At 71.5% G+C, this 19,325-nt stretch carries 15 protein-coding genes; 7 read left to right on the top strand and 8 right to left on the bottom strand.

The genetic code is table 11. The annotated features are described in order from the left end of the window. The first annotated feature begins 97 nt into the window (after positions 1-97). Positions 98-1,033, top strand: coding sequence for a LysR family transcriptional regulator (locus WME98_RS37160; protein WP_437946403.1), 936 nt, complete (start codon positions 98-100; stop codon positions 1,031-1,033). 24 nt (positions 1,034-1,057) lie between these two features. Here the strand turns inward: WME98_RS37160 and WME98_RS37155 are convergent, their stop codons facing one another. Together WME98_RS37155 and WME98_RS37150 are read right to left on the bottom strand one after the other, a co-directional pair. After that, entirely contained in the window at positions 1,058-2,314 is a 1,257-nt protein-coding gene (locus WME98_RS37155) for an FG-GAP repeat domain-containing protein (protein ID WP_437946401.1), read from the bottom strand. Between the two features lie 82 nt (positions 2,315-2,396). Next, on the bottom strand, positions 2,397-3,299 hold the full coding sequence (locus WME98_RS37150; RefSeq protein ID WP_437946400.1) for a LysR family transcriptional regulator: 903 nt from the start codon (positions 3,297-3,299) through the stop codon (positions 2,397-2,399). A gap of 143 nt (positions 3,300-3,442) precedes the next feature. Here WME98_RS37150 and WME98_RS37145 point away from each other — a divergent pair, with 143 nt between their 5' ends. Then, positions 3,443-4,219 (top strand): NAD(P)H-dependent oxidoreductase, encoded by a 777-nt coding sequence (locus WME98_RS37145; protein WP_437946399.1) that lies wholly within the window; start codon positions 3,443-3,445, stop codon positions 4,217-4,219. A 34-nt stretch (positions 4,220-4,253) separates the two neighbouring features. Here WME98_RS37145 and WME98_RS37140 read toward each other — a convergent pair whose 3' ends face one another. The 5 genes from WME98_RS37140 to WME98_RS37120 all read right to left on the bottom strand — a co-directional run bounded on the left by WME98_RS37140 (position 4,254) and on the right by WME98_RS37120 (position 9,820). Continuing rightward, complete coding sequence (locus WME98_RS37140; RefSeq protein ID WP_437946398.1) at positions 4,254-5,333, bottom strand: cyclase family protein; 1,080 nt, start codon at positions 5,331-5,333, stop codon at positions 4,254-4,256. Between the two features lie 201 nt (positions 5,334-5,534). After that, on the bottom strand, positions 5,535-6,818 hold the full coding sequence (locus WME98_RS37135) for a PAS domain-containing protein (protein WP_437946397.1): 1,284 nt from the start codon (positions 6,816-6,818) through the stop codon (positions 5,535-5,537). Positions 6,819-6,860: 42 nt separating this feature from the next. Next, a complete protein-coding gene (locus WME98_RS37130) occupies positions 6,861-7,001 on the bottom strand; it encodes a hypothetical protein (protein WP_437946396.1) in 141 nt (46 codons plus the stop codon). 42 nt (positions 7,002-7,043) lie between these two features. Then, a complete protein-coding gene (locus WME98_RS37125; protein WP_437946395.1) occupies positions 7,044-8,921 on the bottom strand; it encodes a hypothetical protein in 1,878 nt (625 codons plus the stop codon). After that, on the bottom strand, positions 8,921-9,820 hold the full coding sequence (locus WME98_RS37120; RefSeq protein WP_437946394.1) for a hypothetical protein: 900 nt from the start codon (positions 9,818-9,820) through the stop codon (positions 8,921-8,923). Before WME98_RS37120 ends, WME98_RS37125 begins: the two co-directional genes overlap by 1 nt. Positions 9,821-10,547: 727 nt before the next feature. Here WME98_RS37120 and WME98_RS37115 point away from each other — a divergent pair. The 5 genes from WME98_RS37115 to WME98_RS37095 all read left to right on the top strand — a co-directional run bounded on the left by WME98_RS37115 (position 10,548) and on the right by WME98_RS37095 (position 16,582). Then, a complete protein-coding gene (locus WME98_RS37115) occupies positions 10,548-11,243 on the top strand; it encodes a hypothetical protein (RefSeq protein ID WP_437946393.1) in 696 nt (231 codons plus the stop codon). Positions 11,244-11,542: 299 nt separating this feature from the next. Then, complete coding sequence (locus WME98_RS37110; RefSeq protein ID WP_437337348.1) at positions 11,543-12,439, top strand: LysR family transcriptional regulator; 897 nt, start codon at positions 11,543-11,545, stop codon at positions 12,437-12,439. A gap of 399 nt (positions 12,440-12,838) precedes the next feature. After that, positions 12,839-14,137, top strand: a complete 1,299-nt coding sequence (locus tag WME98_RS37105; RefSeq protein ID WP_437946391.1) for a S1 family peptidase — start codon at positions 12,839-12,841, stop codon at positions 14,135-14,137. A 136-nt stretch (positions 14,138-14,273) separates the two neighbouring features. Further along, the gene (locus tag WME98_RS37100) at positions 14,274-14,771 is read left to right on the top strand and encodes a VOC family protein (RefSeq protein WP_437946390.1); all 498 of its coding nucleotides are present in this window, start codon (positions 14,274-14,276) and stop codon (positions 14,769-14,771) included. A 719-nt stretch (positions 14,772-15,490) separates the two neighbouring features. Beyond that, positions 15,491-16,582: a hypothetical protein gene (locus tag WME98_RS37095; protein WP_437946389.1), complete on the top strand. Its 1,092-nt coding sequence runs from the start codon at positions 15,491-15,493 to the stop codon at positions 16,580-16,582. A 195-nt stretch (positions 16,583-16,777) separates the two neighbouring features. Here WME98_RS37095 and WME98_RS37090 read toward each other — a convergent pair whose 3' ends face one another. Continuing rightward, complete coding sequence (locus tag WME98_RS37090) at positions 16,778-19,303, bottom strand: DUF3656 domain-containing U32 family peptidase (protein ID WP_437946388.1); 2,526 nt, start codon at positions 19,301-19,303, stop codon at positions 16,778-16,780. Positions 19,304-19,325: the final 22 nt, after the last annotated feature.

The raw sequence follows: 19,325 nt of genomic DNA, 5'->3' as shown, positions 1-19,325 counted from the left end.
CCTTTCGCGTCGACAACCTAGGACCGCCCCTCGAACCAAGAAAGTGGTATGTTTCTATGGACTCCATAACTCCAGGTTTTGATCCTGCCGGGCCGCCATGACCTACGATCAGCTCGTCGCCTTCCTCGCCGTCGCGGACGAGGGCACGTTCAGCGCCGCCTCCACGCGGCTGCACAAGTCCCAGCCGGCCGTGAGCAAGCTGGTGCGCAACCTCGAGCGCGAGCTTGGGGTCGAGCTGTTCGACCGCCGGGAGTACCGCGCCACGCTCACCGACGCCGGCCGCCTGTTCCACGAGCGCGCCGCGGCCGTCATCGAGGGCACCGAGGCGCTGCGCAGCTTCGGCATGCGCCTCTCGGGCAAGGCGGAGCCGATCGTGCGGCTCGCCGTCGACGCGGTGACGCCGCTCGGCCCCATCATGGACATCTTCCGGCGAGCGCAGGCGCGTCATCCCCTGGTGCGCATCGAGCTCGGCACCGAGCGGCTGGCGGGCACCGCGGACGCGCTGCGCGAGGACCGCGCCGATCTCGCCGTCGCCACGAGGCTCGGGATCGACGCGTCCGCGGTGGAGATCGCGCGCTTCTGCGACGTGCGGGTGATCCCGGTGACGCGCTTCGATCACCCCCTGGCGACCTGCGGCGCGCCGATCCCGCCCGCGCTGCTGCGGGCGCACGCGCAGATCATCCTGCGCGACAGCGCCAGGGGGAGCGCCTCGCCGTCCCTGAACGTGCTGGGGGGCGGCCTGCGCTGGACGGTCAGCGACGTCGCCGCGAAGAAGGAGATCATCCTCGCGGGCATGGGCTGGGGCGGGCTGCCCGAGCACGTGGCCGCCGGCGCGCTGGCGACGGGCGAGCTCGTGGCGCTGCAGGTCCCCGAGTTCGAGGCCGACACCATGGAGCTGTTCGTGATCCGCCGCCGCGACCGCCCGCACGGCGTCGTCGCGCAGGCGCTCTGGGAGGAGCTGCGGCGCTGCGGTCCCGGCGCCGGGGCGGCGGCGCCGGCGGGAAAGGCCCCGCGCCGCCGGAGGAAGGCTTGAGGGTCTATCGACGCGATCGGTGTCCTAGCGTTGCAGGAAGACGAAAGCGCCCTTCTTGTTCGAGATGACGATGTCCGGCCGACCGTCTCCGTTACCGTCCGCGACCGTGAGCTGGGTGCCTACCCCCGAGTCGTCGTCGATGAGAACGGGCTGGAAGTCGATGCGTTCCGCCGCTCGCGCCTGCTCGAACCAGTAGAGCCGGGCCGGCGCGTCGAAGTCCGGCATGCCGGCAGGCACATGACCCCAGAAGCGCTCGCCGCTCACGAGATCCTGGAGCCGGTCACCGTCGATGTCGGCGTGAGCGAGCGCGTGCGGCTCGTGCATGAACACGCTCGACGCGGCGTCGGGCGTGGTCCCCGGAACGACGACGTGCTCCACGAACGCGGCGCCGGCCACGTTTGGAACCTGCTCGAACCAGGAGAGCCCGTAGCCGTGAGCGGCCAGCGTGGTCGCGATGTCCGCGTCGCCGTTGCCGTCCACGTCGACCACAAGCATCTGCGCTCCCCCGGCGCCGAACGGCTGCTCGACGCGCGTGAACGGCAAGCCGTCGGGCGACCCTGGGCTCTGCGTGAAGTAGCCGCTCGCCTCGATCAAGTCGCTCGCGCCGTCGCCGTTGACGTCGCCTGCGCCGAGGCCGTGCGTGAACGCGCGGTACCCCCGATCCTCGGTGAGCGCCCGGAAGACCCACGGCGCGGTCGGGTCCACGCCGGGCGACGACATCCCGAGCGCGCCCCCCGACATGTGCACGAGCTCGGGCACGCCGTCGCCGGTGATGTCGGCGAACAGGGGCGCCTCGTTGTCGATCGGCCACGGCAGCGTGTCGTGACGAGCCCAGAGCGCGTCGCCGTCGCCCGGGTTCTGGTACCAAGCCGCGGGCATCCCCGGAAAGCCGACGACGAGGACGTCGGTGAACCCGTCGTGGTCGAAGTCGTAGGGGAACTCGAAAAAGCAATCCGAGTAGCCGTGCGGATCGAAGGCTTTCCTCGGCCACACGGGATGGCTCGTTCCATACCCCGGACCCTCGTACCAATCCGGGCCCGCGATGACGTCCGTCACCCCGTCGCGATTGAAGTCCGCAAAGCTCGCCCCCTCGCAGGTGAACTCGCGGTGCAGCGTGATCTTCACGAAGCGCGCGTCGAGGGCGGCCTCACGCGGGAGCGGTGGGGGCGCGGTGACGGTGCCCGCGGGCGGCGCGTCGGTGCCCGCGTCGACGGGCGCGCGCGAGGATTCGGCCGCGCAGGCGATCATCAAGGCGAGCGGTGTGCAGCACGATAACGCCATTCCCGAAGCCATCTCCGAGCGCTTAGCACGTCGTGGCCTCCTCAACATCCCGGTCGGAAGGACCGGATTGGCGCCGCTCGCCTCAAACGCCCGCCGCGAACGCTCGCACCCGGTCCCGGAACCAGGTGAGCGCCGGGTGCCTGGCTGTCCTGTCGTGCCACACCATGGCGATGGCAAAGCCCGACACCGGGACGGGGGGCGTGAGGATCTGGAGCCGGCCGGCGCGGTCGCGCGCCACGCGCTCGGGGACGAGCGCCGCCATGTCCGAGCGCGCCACGATCTCCGGCACCACGAGGAACGAGGGCACGGACAGGACCACGCGCCGCTCGCGCCCGTGCGCGGCGAGCGCGGCGTCGGTCGCGCCCGCGAAGCCGCCGCCGCGCGGGCTCACCACCACGTGGTCGAGCGCGCAGAGCTGGTCGAGGCTGATGGCGCGCGACACGAGCGGGTGCTTGCGGCGGACGATGACGACATAGCGCTCGTCGAGCACCTTCCTGCTCCGCAGGCGCTCGGGCGCGGTGTCGGGCGTCATGAAGGCGAGGTCCACCTCGCCGCGCTCCGCCTGGTCCGCGAGCTGGGCGCCGTCGAGGGCCCGCCACGCGAGCCGCACGCCCGGCGCCTCGCGCCGGAGCTGAAACGCGAGCGGCATCAGCAGCGCGTATTGCACATAATCGGACGCGGCGACCGCGACGGTCATCTCGGCGGTCTCCGGATCGAAGCCGGCCCCCGCGGCGAGCACGGCGCGCACGCCCTCCAGCGCCTCGTGCAGCGGGGCTTGCAGCTCCAGCGCGCGCCGCGTGGGCGTCATGCCGCGCTGCGCGGGGAGCAGCAGCGGGTCGCCGACGATCTCGCGCAGCCGCTGGAGCTGCGCGGACAGCGCCGGCTGGCTGAGGTTGAGCCGCCTGGCGGCCCTCGTCACGTTGCGCTCGGCGAGCAGCACGTCGAGCGCGACGAGCAGGTTCAGGTCGAGGCGGCTGCTATCCACCCGGGTGATAGCAGCACAGAAGAACCGCGTTTTCAACGATGCCGGGGAGAGGCGTAGTGTTCGAGGCGTCGACCCGGCCGCGCCGTGGAGGCCCGGGGCTCCGCCGCGCGAGCCGACGAACACGCCCTCGGAAAGGACATGCCATGAACATCCTCATCGTCTACGCGCATCCCGAGCCGCGCTCGCTCAACGGCGCGCTCCGCGACCGGATGGTCGCCACGCTCACCGCCGCCGGGCACGAGGTGCTCGTCTCCGACCTCTATGCCCAGCGCTGGAAGGCGGCGCTCGACCGCGCCGATTTCCCGGCCGAGGTTGAAGGCGCCCGCCTGCGCCTCATCGACGCCTCCCACCGCGCCTTCGCCGAGGGGACGCAGACACCGGACGTTGTCGAGGAGCAGCGGCGCCTCCTCTGGGCGGACGCCGTCATCCTCCAGTTCCCGCTCTGGTGGTTCTCCATGCCGGCGATCCTGAAGGGCTGGGTCGAGCGCGTGTTCGCGCACGGCTTCGCCTACGGCGTCGGCGAGCACTCGGACCGGCGCTGGGGCGACCGCTACGGCGAGGGCGTGTTCGCCGGCAAGCGCGCCATGCTCGTGCTCACCGCCGGCGGCTGGGCCGACCACTACGCGGAGCGCGGCATCAACGGGCCGATCGACGACCTCTTGTTCCCCATCCAGCACGGGATCCTCTTCTACCCCGGCTTCTCGGTGCTGGATCCGTTCGTCGTCTACCGCGCCGAGCGGGTGGACGAGGCGCGCTTCCGGACGATCGCGGCCGACCTCGACCGGCGCCTCGCGGGGCTGTTCACCGATCGGCCGATCGCTTATCGGCCGCAGAATCACGGCGACTACGAGATCCCGTCGATGAGGCTGAAGGACGGGCTCGGGGCGGGACAGCAGGGCCTCCGGATGCACCGGGCTTGAGCAGGCCGAGCCCGGATCGAGCGCGCCGATACGCTCACCGGATCGCGAGCGGAATCCCGGGCGAGCCGGACGCGCCCCGGAGGGGCAGCGGGCTGTAGACGTAGAAGAACTCGTACGGGCTCTTGTGGCCGTGCGGCCGGTCCTCGAGCTCTGCGGCCAGATCCGCGGCCAGCTCCGAGAGCACCATCGCCTCCTGCATGAAGATTCCGCTCTTCACCAGCAGGTGATGGTGCACCGGGAAGACCACCCCCGGCGCGACCGGAGGCTTCGGCGGGGTGACCTCGATGCCGAAGTTGTCCGACCCGACGCAGGCGATCCCCTTCGAGGAGAGCCACTTCGCGACCTCGAGCCCGATCCCCGGCTGGGCCATCCCCACGCCCGGCTGCGTGTAAAACCCCTCGGTGCCGAGCTCCCAGTTCTCCTCCCAGCCCGTGAAGATCAGCACGACGTCGCCGACGCCGATGTCGCGCGCGTCCATCTTCTGCGCGCGCAGCGTCCTCATCACCATGGAGAGCGTGATCTCCTGGCCCCACGCGAGCGTCTCCCCGCCGTTCGCGTGGCGCTTGACGTCGAGGAGCACGCCGCGCGTGACGAGGGGTTTCACGTTCTCGACGCCGAGGTGCGCGAGCCCGTCTTCGGTCATGACCTCGGCGCCCGTGAACTGGTTGTAGAACAGCGCGTCGTCGGGGTCCGAGCTCCCGGGCGGGATGTAGCCGAAGTGCCCGAGCGCGTCGAACTGCGTCCCCATCTGGCCGAACTCCCCGTGCATCACCTCGGAGTTCGTGACCTGCTGCGCTATCAGCGACATCGGCCCGGCGTCCAGGGAGAGCCCCTGGTTGCCGGGGAACGTCGCCATGCCCGGCTCGTAGACGTGCCCCAGGCGATAGACCTTGCCCTCCTTGATCAGGCGCTTGCCTTCGAGGACCTTGTCGTCCGTCTGCGTGTTGGAGGCGCCCGCCTCGTCGTCAGGGCCCCACGGCGAGGGGCCAGGGATCGGATCATAACCAGCCAGCGCCAGCGTTGGCACGCCGCGGGCCAGCGCCGCGCCTCCGATCAGGCTGACGGCCACGGTCGCCACGAACGCGCCCCGTAACGGCATCACTCCAGGCTTCATCGACAACCTCCTGGGCTACATCGCACGTTGTCCCGACAGCGCCCCGCGCTCCGGTACGGGCGCGGACGCATGTCCTCCACATCGTACACGGTTAAGGGCGCTGGAGAACCGCTCTTCGGCGGTGCTCGCGCGCTCCGCCGACGCCGTGGAGGCTTTGCGCGCACGCGCGACCACCCGGCCTCACGGTGGGAGCGCGCTCGTTCAAGAGCGGCGACGGGCGCGGAGCGCGTAGGCGATCCCGCTCTCCAGGGTGCCTTTGGTCACGATGCCGCTCAGATCCGCGCCCGTCATCGTGAGCGTCTGCGCGACCTGCGGCTTGATCCCGGTGAGCACGACCCGGGTGCCGAGCAGCCCCGCGGCCCGCGCCGCGCCGACGAGGGACTGCGCCACGTGCGCGTCGACGTCCTTCACGCCGGTGATGTCGAGGATCGCGATCCGGGCCTTCCGGGCGGCGATCCCTTCGAGCAGCGTCATCAGGATCTGCTGGGCGCGCGCGGGGTCGACGGTCCCGACGATCGGCATCGCGACGACGCCGCGCGCCAGGGGCAAGAGCGGCGTGATGAGCTCCTGGATCGTCGCCTGCTGCATCTCGATGAGCCGCCGCTGCATCTCCGCGCGCTCGGCCTCGGCCTGCTTGGTCCGGCTGATGTCCACCGACACCGTCCCGACCGCGTAGAGCTTCCCCTCGGCGTCGCGGATGGGGAACTTTGTCGACAGGTAGTTGCGCGGACCGTCGGGATAGACGAGCACGTGCTCGGAGGCGCCCGGCTGCCCCGAAACCGCGACCTCGTCATTGGCCTTCCGTATCGAGGCGGACGCCGCCGGCGGGAGGAGGTCGTAGACGACCTTCCCGAGCAGCTCCTCGCGGCTCATCCCGTAATAGGCCTCAATCTCGTGGTTCAAGAGGAGGAGCCGGCCCTCGACGTCCACCGCGACCATCATCGACGGTGTGTATTCGAGGAACGCGTGGAGCAGGCTCTCGCTCCGCTCGAGCATCTGCTCGGTGTGCTTGCGCGCGGTGATGTCGTGCGCCGACCCCAGCATCCGGCGCCCCGGGCCCTCCGGACCGCGGCCGAGCGCGACGCCTCGCTCGAAGAACCAGCGAAAGGCCCCGTCGCGGCCGCGCGCGCGGTACTCCACGGTCGCCGGCTCCCCGCTCTCCGAGGCGGCGACGCGAGCCCGGTACTCCTCGATACGGCCGATATCGTCCGGATGGAACATCGAGGAAAGGCCGTCGCCGCGGAGCGGGCCCGCCGCGGCGCCGATGCCCTCTCCGGCGAGCTCGGCGAGCTCCCGGTTCACGTAGACGTACCGCCGCTCCTCGAGATCGAGGACGTAAACGAGGCTGGGCAGCGCGTCGAGCAAGCGCCCCGGGAGGCTGCGATCCGCCTCCAGCTCGGCGTTGCGAGCGCGCAAGCGCTGCACTTCCTTCCGCAACGCGTCCAGCTCCGCCTCGAGCGCCACGGTCTCCTGCTGCTCGCTCATCGCCTCCCGGGGGATTTTACCCCAGATCCATGCTGAGATGGATCACAATCTTCCTCGACGTACATAGTTTTGAGGGCAGCCCTGGCGTGCATGGCGCACAGTCTGGGGAAATTCAATCGTTGCGGAGACATCGATCGCATCGATCGCATCGATCGCATCTATCACATCGATCTCGTCGATCACGTCGATTCCCACCAGCGTGACCTGCCCCCGGCTGGCAGAGCCTCATTTCGGATCGAGGAAGTCGCACGCGGTGAGATTGCGCCCGTGGGTCCAGCGAAAGCTCTCCATCCATCCGTCGAGCACGCCGCGCGCGTAGGGGTCGCCGTAGGCCTGGACGAACACGATCGACCCCGTGCCGGCGCAGATGGGGACGAGCACGAGCCGGAGCTCCACCCACGTACCGCTGACCCGCCATCTCCGCTCGATGCCCGCGCCGAGCGCCGTCGCCACCGGGCCGCCGCCGAGCGCCTCGACGCGCATGGAGTGCGCGGCGACCTCGCGGGCGAACGACGCCTGCACCTCGCCGAAGGTCTTCTCGTTCTCGACATCGCTGGTGATGCGCGTGGACACCGACATTCCGCCGTGCGCCAGCGTGCCGGGCCGCTCGATCACGAACTCGACATCGCCGCCCAGCCGGCCGAGCATCCCCGGCGGCACCCGGCCGACGACATCGAGCCACTCGTTGCGGTACACGTCGCCGTCGAGGCGGCCCGGCTCCGGCTCGGGGAGGCGGACGCGCGGCGGGATCGGGAGATCGGCGAGCGGCGTGGGGACCGGCTCCGGTCCGGCGAGCGTGAAGAGGTGCGACGCGAGCGCGGCCTCGGCGCGCGCGGGGAACCCGCGCACGAACGCGACGAGCTTGCCCCGGCGGTGGACGGCGATGTTGGCGCCGATCGTGTAGTCGCCGCGCTCGAGGCCGAGCGCGTTCTCCCGCCAGCAGGCCGCGCTCTGGCCGAGCGCGGCCTCGAGCTCCTCCGCGTCCTTCTCGGTGTCCCACGCGCTGATCCACGCCGTCGCGAGGCGCCGATCCGGCCCGACGAACACGCCGAAGCGGTCGCCCGCCCAGCCGGCGGCCGCGCGCTCGGCGACGTCCGCGCCGGCGCAGCGCTCGAGGAGGACGCGCGTGCCGAGCTCGCCGAGCGTGTCGGCGGTGGACAGCGCGTACCCCGGAGGCGGCCTCGGATCGGCGAAGGGCCGCGGGGGCTCGCCCGCGAGGTATTTCTCGGGGTGCAGCACCTGCTCGGTGCTGCGCGGGAAGCGCGCGTACATCTTGTCGACGAGCGGGAACCCGCCGGCGCGATACACGTCGGTGACCAGCAGCATCCCGTCGCGGTAGGGGAACTCGAGGCGCTTGCGCGTCACGTCGAGCGCCCTGTCGAGCTTGCTGCTCGCCTCGCCGCGCGTGACGCTCGCGAGCGGGACGCGCTTCGTCACCTCCACGATCCGCCGCAGCGTGCGCCCGACCGGCGCGCCGGCCTCGGCGCCGAGCCACGCGCCCATCGCCACCATCGCGTCGCCCTCGATGAGCGCGAGCTGCGCGATGGCCTCGTCCGCGCTCGCCGCCTCGGGCGGGCGGGAGAAGCGCTGCGCCTGGAGGGCGTGCTGCACCTCGTGCGCGAGCACCGCTCGCTGCTCGAGCAGCTCGTCCTCGGACGCGAGGGGCACGTCGGGGATGAAGACCTTGTCGGTCGCGCGGCTGTAGAAGCCGACGACCTGCTCCTCCAGCACCTCGTCGACGGTGGAGAGCCCGCCGCGCTCTCCAGGCTGCGGGAGGAAGTCGAAGCCGAGCAGGAACGCGGCCTCGGAGCTGAGCGCGCCGCCCGGCGAGGGCTCCGCGTCGCGGCCGCCGAGCAGGCGCTCCACGAAGCGCGCGCGGTCGAGCCGCTCGACGACGACCGGCCTCCGCGGCGCGAGCTGCCGCGCGGCGCTCACCGCGCGCACGACGTCCTCGATGGCGCCGTCGTCGAGCTTGAACGTCCGTCGCGGCGCCGACGCCGCGGGCTGCTCGGGGCTGCGCGGGGCGCTGGCGGGCGTCGCGGCGTGGCTGCAGCCCGCGCCGAGCGCGAGCGCGACGAGCGCGCGGAGCCGGCGCGGGCGCATCAGAACTCGCCCAGCCAGTAGCGCGGCTTGGCCCGCGCCGCCTTGCCCGCCGGCCTCGCGTCGCGCTGCTCGAGCGAGACCGACGTGCCCGACGTCGCCATGAGCACGATGCCGCCGACGAGCGCCACGCCGCCGCCGATGACCGTGACGAGGCCCGGGGTCGAGATCCCGCTGTCCTTCGGCTCCGCCGAGCCCGAGTCGTCGACCGATGAGCTCAGGGAGCTCACGAGCATGAGGGTGCCTCCCGTGACCGCGGCGGTGGTGCCCAGGAGGGTGAGCCAGAACCCGGCGGTGCGGCGCCCGTAGCTGCCGGGGTCGACGTGGAGCGTGACGTCGCCCGTCATCTGCGCGAGCGTGAACGGCGCCGGCGGCGGCATGTCCTCCGGCGAGAGCGAGAACCGGCGCCCGTCGCTGCCGTCGATCACCTTGTCGCACGGCGAGACGCAGACGGGCCGGATCTGCTGGACGGCAAAGCCGTAGCCGCCGTAGGCGCCGTAGGTCGTGGAGGCCTCCTCGACCACCCGCACGGGCGTCGGGCTGTCGACGTGCAGCCGCACGACGCCGGGCGCGCCGAGCGTCGGCTCAGGGGCCGGGACCGGCTGCGGCGGCGGCGCGGCGCCGTAGCCCGGCCCCGCAGCGCCGGGCTGCGCCGCGCTCTTCTCCGCGAACTTCCCGCGCTCCACGTCCGAGACCTGGGACCACGGGATGACGCGCACCTCCTTCTCGCCCAGCTCGATGATCTTCACGCTCTCCCCGGGCTCGGACGCGACGACGGTGCCCCGGATCGTGCCGCCGTTCTTGAGCGTGACTTCGTCCTCTCCGTCGGCGGCGCGGGCGCTCGCGCTGAGCAGCAGCGAAACGGCGGTCAACGTGGCGATGATGGGGAACCGATGGCGCATGAAGGCTCCTGTAGCGTAGGTTACGCAAAGGTCGCCGACTCCACGATCCACCGTCAAGCGCGAAGGCGCGTCACGAACGTGCGCAACGCGGGCATCGCTCGCGGGCGCCGGCGACGAGCGCGCTGACCGTCCGCCGCCGCCCGCGGGCGCGTGACACGGCGCCTCCCCCATGCAGGGCACACCGCGCCGCTGGCACACGATCCGCAATCACTCCCTCTCCGGGCTATCGCGATCGCCATCAATCTCTCCGGAAGCGCCGATATCCAGCGAATCTCTCCGGAAGCGCCGATATCCAGCTCGTGCCGATGACCAGGCGTGGACGGCGTTGTTCCAGTCGGCGCGCGCATCATCGAGATGCAGCTCGACGCGAACCGCGCGATGCTGCGTTGTTCCACGCCTTGAACGCGGCCGTTCCAAATCCCCGCCTGGCGTCGCTCCGTGTAACGCGGCATGCTCCGGACGTGATTCTTGAGCGGTCGCGGGCGGATTTCGAGCGCCCGCCTCCGGGCCTCTCGCTGCGGCGGCCGCTCCACCGTATTCGCCCGGTGCGCCCATGGGTCTGCTCGGAGACGCCGTCGCCGAGCCGGGCATGCCGTCACCACGGACCCCGTCCATCTGCGCGCAGACGAGCGCTGGATTGCCCTCGATGGCGCTGGCGGCCGCCTGGCGGAGGCGGGCGCCCTCGGCGCGGTCGACGGCCTGAACAGGATAATGATGTGGAGGCAGGATGAAGACAAGGGAATTTGGCAATCAACTCGGTATCGTGGTCTGCGCGGGCGCCGCGCTCGGCCTCTCCTCGGCCTGCGCGGTCGCCGACGCGTCGGACGAGCCGCTCGAGCTGCTCGAGCCGCTCGAGCCGCGCTCGTCCGCCATCATCGGCGACGAGGTGGTGCTCTACGAGCACTCGGACTTCTCCGGCGTCTCGCAGGGCTTCGGGATCGGGCGCTACGACGTCGAGGACCTGACGATCATCGGCAATGACCGCGCGAGCTCGATCAGGGTCCCCGCCGGGCTCCGGGCCACGGTCTTCTTCAACGCCAACTTCGAGGAGGGGGCGTACGTCTTCACCTCGGACACGAACCTCGCCGCGGGCACGAACGGCGTGTCCGTGAGCGCGGACGAGATCATCTCGAGCATCGTCGTCGCGCACGCCTCGGACCCGCAGCTGGACGTGGTGACCTTCTACGAGAACGCCAACTTCTCGGGCCAATCGTTCGTGTACAGCGTCGGCGGCAACTTCTTCTTCAACGGCCCATGGGACTTTCGGGTCAGCTCCGTCCGCGTCCCCCCCGGCTTCAAGCTGACGCTCTACGACGGGTACTTCTGGACTTCGCCGGAGTCACGCGTCTTCACGGCAGACGCGAACCTGGCTCCCCACGGCTTCGACGACAAGACCCGCAGCTTCATCATCGAGCGCCTGTAGAGCGAGCGCGCGGTGCGCGGCAGCGCGCCTCACCCCGCGCGCGCCGTCGCGCTCTCGCGGCCGCCGGCAGCCGCCCCGTCGCCGCGGCGGGCGCCGAGCCCAACCCAGGCTGGCCACGCGAGGCGAGCTCGCCGCGCTCCCGCGGTCCTTTGCGCAGCAGCCCCCTTCGCCTCGAGCCCCAACATGTGCGGGCCCCACCGCCGCCGCCGCCACGCTTAGGATCACGTCCAGGGTGTGCGAAGATGCCCGCGGCGGCGCCAGGCGGCGCCCGGGAATGGCCGCGTTCGAGGAGTGGAACATTGAGGGAGCCCGATGATCTGTCAGGTCTGTCGATGTTCGTGCGCATCGTCGAGGAAGGCTCGCTCAGCGCAGCCGGCCGGGCGCTCGGCCTGCCCAAGGCGACCATCAGCCGCAACCTCGCGCTGCTCGAGAAGCGGCTCGGCGCGCCGCTGCTGATCCGCTCCACGCGCGCGCTCAGCCTGACGGATACGGGCAGGCGGTTCTTCGACAGGGTCCAGCCCATCGTTCGAGACGCGCAGCTGGCGACCGCCGAGGTCAAGCGCCGCCACGCGGCCCCCTCCGGGCTGCTGCGCGTCACGGCGTCCGTCGCCTATGGCCAGGCGGCGATCGCGCCCCGCGTGTTCGCGTTCATGAGGCGTTATCCGGCGGTCCGCGTCGACCTGCGCCTCGATGATGGGCGCGTCAACCTGGTCAACGACGGCTACGACCTGGCCATCCGCATGGGGGCGATCCAGGACAGCGCGCTGATCAGCCACAAGCTGGCCGACATCTCGATGGTCATCGTCGCCTCGCCGAGCTGGCTGGAGCAGCACGACATGCCCCGGAGGCCCGCCGACCTCGCCCGGCACGCCGTCGTCGTCCCGCGGCCCGACATCATCCAGTGGAAGATCGGCGGGGAGACCGTGCGCGTCCCCTGGCGCATGAGCACCAGCAACATGATCGTCACGCGGGACGCGGCGAGGGCCGGGCTGGGCATCGCCCTCGTCCCCGAGTTCCTCGCGTCGCGTGACCTGGAGCGTGGGTCGCTGGTACGCCTGCTCCCCGACGTCGAGATGCCGGTGATTCAAGCGACCGCCCTGTATACCCGGGCCGCCCGCCAATCGCTGGCGCTGCGCGCCTTGCTGGACGACCTCCTGGCCAGCCGACCCATCGAGGTCGATGCCGCGCCGTCGTGACCCATTTCGGGGCGGCCCAGCATAAAGATGCAGCTCGACGCGAATAGCGTGATGCCGCCTCGTTCCACGCCTCGAACGCGGCCGTTCCAGATCGCCGCCTGGCGTCGCTCCGGGTAGCGAGGCATACTCTGGACGTGATTCTCGAGCGGTCGCGGGCGGATTTCGTACGCCTGCCGCCGGGCCTCCCGCTCCGGTGGTCCCTCCACCGTACTGGGCCCGGCGCGTCGTCGCCGAGCCGGGCGTGCCGTCATCACAGGCCCTGTCGCTCTGCTCGCTGACGAATCGCTGACGAACGCTGGCTTGACCTCGTTGGCGCTGGCAGCCGCCCGGCGGAGGCGGACTCCCTCGGCGCGAACGATCGTCTGAACATCATCATAATAATCATGATGTAGAGGTAGAATGAAGAAGAGAGAACTTGGTCATCAGCTTGGTCTCGCGGCGTGCGCAGGCGCCGCGCTCGCCCTCTCCACGGGCTGCTCGTTTGAAGGCGCGTCGGACGAGCCGCTCGAGGCGCTCGAGTCGCAGTCGTCCGAGATCGTCGGCGGCGAGGTCGCCGAGGCGAGCCCCTGGGCCGTCCAGGTCTTCGACGTGCGCGGGAGCACGGGCGACTTCTTCCAGTGCACCGGCACCCTCGTCGCGCCGCGCTGGGTGCTCACCGCGCAGCACTGCATCGCGGACGAGGGCGAGACGTCGGCGGTGCGCGTCGGCAGCAACACGTACCTCCAGGGCCAGCGCATCGCGGTCGACGCCGTCGAGGTGCCCTCGGCCAGGGCCGACATCGTGCTGCTCCACCTGACCGAGGCCGCCGCTGGACCGTTCGTCCAGCTGGCCGAGGCGACGTCGGTCGCGACCGGCACGGACGCGACGGCCTACGGCTGGGGGAGCGAGGGCACGCCGCTGGTGATGGCGCCGTCGCTCAAGAAGGCGACCCTCCACATCGACAGCTGGTACTCCGACGAGGAGCTCCTGGCGACCGGCGTGACGGGCTCGGGCTGGAACGGCGACTCCGGCGGCCCGTGGTTCGTCGACGGGCGTCAGGTCGCCGTGTTTTCGGCCGTGAACGGGCAGGACGGCACGAACCTGCACGCGAGGCAGCTCGGCGTCGACGTCGCGCGCCACCGCGCGTGGATCGACGCGACCATCGCCGGCGGCCCCACCGTCCACCCCAGCGGCCAGGTGGTGCTCCACGATCTCTCGAACTTCTCCGGCATCTCACAGGGCTTCGGGCTCGGCCGCCACGACCTCACGGACGCGACGATCATCGGAGACAACCGCGCGAGCGCCATCAAGGTCCCCGCCGGGCTCCGGGTCACGGTCTTCATGCACCCCGACCGCGGGGGCGAGGCGCGCGTCTTCACCTCGGACACGAATCTGGCGGCCGCGGGCTTCGACAACACCATCTCGAGCATCGTCGTCGCGAACGCCTCGGACCCGCAGCTGGACGTGGTCACCTTGTACGAGAACGCCGGGCTGTCGGGCGCCTCGGTCATGTACGGCATCGGCTCCTCCCACTTTTTAAGCACCCCATGGGACCAGAGGGTCAGCTCCGTCCGCGTCCCCTCCGGCTTCAAGGTGACGCTCTACGACGGGCTCTGGCGATACTCGGCCGAGTCGCGCGTCTTCACGACGGACGTGACGAACCTCGCCACCCACACCTTCGACAACAAGACCCGGAGCTTCCTCATCGAGCGCTTGTAGGAGCGAGCGCGCGGAGCGGCCAGCGCGTCTCACCCCGGGCGCGCCGTCGCGCGCGCGGCCGAAGGCAGCCATGCCTTCGCCGCGGCGCGCGCGGCGGGATGCCCCCGGCGGTCGGTTCTGGGCTACCGTGATCGCCATGAACCTCGCCGGAATCGCCCATATCCAGCTCTCGGTCACCGACTTCCCGCGCAGCCGCGCGTTCTACCGCGCGCTGTGCGAGCACTTCGAGATGCAGTGTCAGTACGACGACCCGGGCAACGAGACCGAGAGGCCCATGCTCTATTACATCGGCGGAAAGACCGGCCTGTTGATCCGCCCCGTGAACCCGGAGCACGCGGGCGCCCGCTTTCACCAGTACAAGCCCGGCCTGCACCACCTGTGCTTCCGCGCCCGCAGCCGCGAGGACATCGACGCGTTCCACCGGTTCTTCGAGGGCACGCTGGCCGCGCTCGGCGGCACGCTCGTGCACGCGCCCGAGGAGGGCGCGTGGGCGTCCGGCTACTACTCGATCCTGTTCGAGGATCCGGACGGCATCCGGCTCGAGATCAACCACGTCCCCGGCAAGGGCAACCTGTCCGAGGGCGTCACGCTGCCGCTGCCTCCCGTCCGGGGAGGCGTGCCCGAGCAGGCGTGACGAGGCCCGCGACCTCGCTCCCCTCCCCCGCTCACGCCTGCAGCACCCGCAGCGACCCCCGCACGACTCCATAGCTGCCCTCGACCCGCTGACCGCACCCGCAGCCCGCGGGCCCGTGGCACGGCGCCTTCTCCGTGCAGGGCCCGAGGCCGGAGCTCCCTCACCAGCTCCGTTCCCCGCTCGACGCGGACCTCGCGCGCGCCGGCCGTCGTCGCGCGTCAGTTTTCGATTGACGCCCGCCATGTGAACGTTCACAAAAGCTGGGTTCGGCTTGGATGACATCAGGGCGCGCTCCACGTGCGGAACGTCTGGCAACCACCTAGGCTCGATCGCCAGCCCCGAGAGCGAATGAGGCCATTCGCCCACGGGGTCAACCTACTCGGCGGCTGCCCGGAATGACGGCGTACGCGTGACGGCGATGAAGAGATCACGGATCATGTTCGTGCGCGCCGCTCCTGCGGCAGCAGTCTCGAAGCTGGCGCGGAGTTCCGGAGTCAGAAGAACGAGTCATCAAAGAACCGGATCGCCGAGGGCCTCCTGTCCATCAAGTACTGCGCACGATAACAGCCGAGCTGACCGCGGTATGCAAGGTGGCGAGGATACTGCGGGCTCGGCGGGACCGGCGCGAGCTGCCCGGTAGGGGTGGTGAAGGGTTTATGGACCCCTACCGTAATTTTTCGATACGTGACACGGCCGGATATGGAGGGTAATGTATCCATATGAAGTCCATCAGTGCTTTCACGGGTGTGCGCCTTGCGTCGCTGTCGCTGATGTCATCGATAGCGATAGCAGTTTGTATGCCCATCGCGGCGTGCGGCGACCAGGCGAGCGGTCAAGGCGGCTCAGAGCAAGGCAGCGCCGGTTCGACCGGCGTGGGCGGCGATCTCGGCGTTACCACCGGGAGCGGCGCGGGGAGCGGAAACGGCTCGGGGAGTGGCGGCGGCGCAGGAGGGATGAGCGGCGGCGCAGGAGGGATGGGCGGCGGCGCAGGAGGGATGGGCGGCGGCGCAGGAGGGATGAGCGGCGAGGCAGGAGGCGGCGGCGCAGGAGGGATGGGCGGTCCCACCCTGCCGCCGATCGCCGATTACTCGGACGAGGGCCCCTTCGATACAGTCGTGGAGCGGAACGTGGGGCCGAACGGAGCCTATACGGTGTTTAGGCCCGAACCCCTGGGTACGGACGGCTTCTTGCATGCTCCGATCATTTTCGGGCCCGGCATCGGCCAGCAGGTGGCGGTGCACACGACCATGCTGACGAACTTTGCTTCTCACGGTTTCGTGGTCGTCGGGTCCCCCGTCCTCAATGGCGGCCCCGGCGACGAGGGCAATCGCAAGAAGATGGAGGATGGTCTCAACTGGATCCTGGAGCAGAACGACGCGCCAGGCAAATACCAGGGCAAGCTCTACGTCGATCACGCGGTCTCGATGGGCTTCTCGGTCGGCGGCACCTCGGCCGTGCAACTCGGCGGTCACGAGGCGGTGGCCACTGTCGTCTCGATCCACGGCCACAGGGCCTCGGCCGACCTCCACGGCACGATGCTGCAGACGACTGGCACCCAGGATACTGTCGGCATGCCCCTCCAGCAGGCCACCTACGACATGTCCGAAGTGCCGACATTCCTGGCAACGCTGACGGGCGCGCCTCATCAATACATCGAGAGGGACGGCGGCGGCGAAGAGCGGCCCGCGATCGTCGCGTGGATGCGCTACTGGATCTACAACGACATGGGCGCGCGAGACTATTTCTTCGGCGATAATTGCGTGTTGTGCAAGGCGCCTTGGGAGAATCCCAAGCGCAAGAACTGGGAATGACCTCGCGTTGAAGGTGCCGGAGCGCCCGCTCCCCTCCGCGCCCCCGGCCCGGCTCCGGCCCGACCTTCGATCAGGGCTGCGACCTCGCTCACGCTGGCGCTGGCAACGTCGGCTCCGCCGACACTCGAGGGCATCAAGCGTCCGCTGCCCGCGCGCGTTCCGGGGGGGCGCCATTCAAGTCACCCCCGCCGCCGCTCACGCCTGCAGCACCCGCAGCGACCCCCGCACGACTCCATAGCTCCCCTCGACCCGCAGCCCGCGCGCGACCTCCGCGGGCGCCACCTCCCCGGCGAGCAGCCGCCGGTACGCCTCCACCACCCGCCGCGCCCCCTCCGCGTCCTCGCGCACGAGCTCGATCCGGAACCGCCGTACGCCGCCCTTCGCGAGCTTCGGCACGAGGTGCGCCGCGCTCTGGGGCGCCGCGTGAAACACCGTGTTCCGACACCCCACGTCCGCCTCGAGGGGGTGATCCATCCCCGCCCGATCCCGCAGCGACAGCGCGTGCTCCTCGCACGGCCTCCCGCAGGTGCGATGATCCTTCCCCTCCGAGAGCGCGGCCGCGATCACGCAGTGCTCCATGTGAAACAGCGGCATCGGGTGGTGCACCACCACCTCGGCGAACGGCGCGAACGGCGAGTCGAGCAGCGCGACGAGCTGCGCGGCGTCGAGGTCGAACGACGGCGTGAACGCCGCGAGCCCGCGCGAGAGGACCTCGCGCGCGGCCAGCTTGTTCGTGACGTTCAGCGAGAAATCGCCGATCCGCGGCGCGCCCGCCGGGGCGTCGAGCAGCGCGCCGAGGCTGCGGACCAGGATCGCCGCCGGCCCGAGCGAGAGGAGGTACCGGTCGATCTTCTCCTCGCCCGGCTTGCGGATCCGCGGCGGCGCGACCGCCACCCAGGCCCCCGCCGCGATGAGCTCGCGCGCCGCGGCGCCGAGGCCGACCATCTCCAGGAAATCGAGGTAGACGCCGCTCGCGCCGGCGTCGAGCGCCGCGCGCGCCTGGCGCGCGTTGCGGCACAGCACGAACAGGCCGGGCGGCGGCGGCTCGATCGCCGGGGGGACGGCGCCGGCGAGCAGCCCGTCGTCCGGCGGCGGAGCGCACGCGTGCGGGCGGTGCGACGCCTCGAGGAGCGCCGCGACGAGCGCCCGGCGGGCGCGGTTCAGCGCCGACGGCGGCACGAGCGCCGGCCCGTCGAGCGACAGCGCGACGCCGCGCAGGACGAACGGCGTGTCGCCCAGCCGATCGAGCTGCCGGCGCAGCGTGGCCTCGTCGAGCGGCGACCGATCGGCGCGGCCGAGCGGGGCGTCGACCTCGACGGCGGCCGACGCGCCGCCCTCGGCCGCCGCCGAGAGCCGCGGGCGCTCGCCGAGGCGGCCCTCCAGGCGGACGTCGAGCGCCACGCGGCGCGGGGCGCGCTCGAGCGCCTCGCGGACCGCGCGCGCGCCGGCAGGGTCGCTCGTGCGGAAGACCCGGCGCCCGCGCAGCGTCCGCGCGCCGCGCAGCACGTCGTCGGGCAGGCGCCGGTCCGGGCCGAGCCACACCTCGACGTCGCCGCCCGCCGGCGCGCGCTCGACCTCGCGGCCGTCGGCCCACAGGCCCCAGATGCGGCCGCCGATCTCGCCTTCGCCGGCGAAGCCGCCCTCCACGAGGATCCCCTCGCCGCGCGCGAGCGGCCGGGCGGCGCGCACGACCACGACCTCGTGGCCGCGCCGGCGCGAGGCGCCGCGCGCCTCGCCGACCTCGATGCCGCGGTGATCGCAGGTGCGGCCGTCGACGAGGCGCTGGTGGTCGACGCCGCGCAGGAAGCCGGGCCCCGAGCCGCGCGAGAACGCCTGGAGCGCCGCCTCCCGGTCGAGCGCGCCGGGGCCGGGCCCGTCGCCGAGCGCGGCGTCGATGGCGGCGCGGTACAGCCGCGCGGTGGCGCCCACGTACTCGGGGCCCTTGAGGCGCCCCTCGATCTTCACCGAGGCGACGCCGAGCGCGACGAGGTCCGGGATGACGTCGGTGGCGTCGAGATCCTCCGGCGAGAGCAGGTAGGCCGCGTCGCCGAGGTCGCGGAGCGCGCCGTCGACGACGAGGCGGTACGGCAGGCGGCAGGCCTGGGCGCAGGCGCCGCGGTTGGCGCTGCGGCCGCCGATGGCCTCGCTCGTCAAGCACTGCCCCGAGTAGGCGATGCAGAGCGCCCCGTGCACGAAGACCTCGAGCTCGACGTCGGTCGCCCGGCGGATGGCGGCGATGTCGTCGAGCGAGAGCTCCCGCGCCAGGATGACCCGCGCGGCGCCGAGCGATCGCGCGAGCTCGACGCCGGCCGCGTCGGTGCAGGTCATCTGCGTGGAGGCGTGGATCGGGAGGCCGGGCGCGAGCGCGCGCACGAGGCGCATCACCCCGAGGTCCTGCACGATGACCGCGTCGACGCCGGCCGCGGCGCACGCCTCGATCGCGCTGCGGACCGCCGGGAGCTCGTCGTCGAACACGAGCGTGTTCAGGGTGACGTAGCCCTTCACGCCGTGGGCGTGGAGGAAGCGCATCGTCTCCGCGAGCTCCGCCGCGTCGAAGTTCGCGGCGCGGGCGCGGGCGTTGAAGGGCGAGGCCGCGCCGCCGCCCGCGGCGCCCCCCCGGAGGCCGAAGTAGACGGCATCGGCCCCGCCGCGCACGGCGGCTTCGAGGGCGGCGCGATCGCCGGCCGGGGCGAGGACTTCAGGGCGCGCAGGCCGCATCATCCGCGGCGTTCTAGCAAGGGGC

Origin of the sequence: Sorangium sp. So ce296, assembly GCF_051529605.1 — a bacterium.
GTDB classification, from domain to species: Bacteria; Myxococcota_A; Polyangia; order Polyangiales; family Polyangiaceae; genus Sorangium; species Sorangium cellulosum_D.
This window is presented reverse-complemented; position numbering and strand designations above follow the sequence as displayed.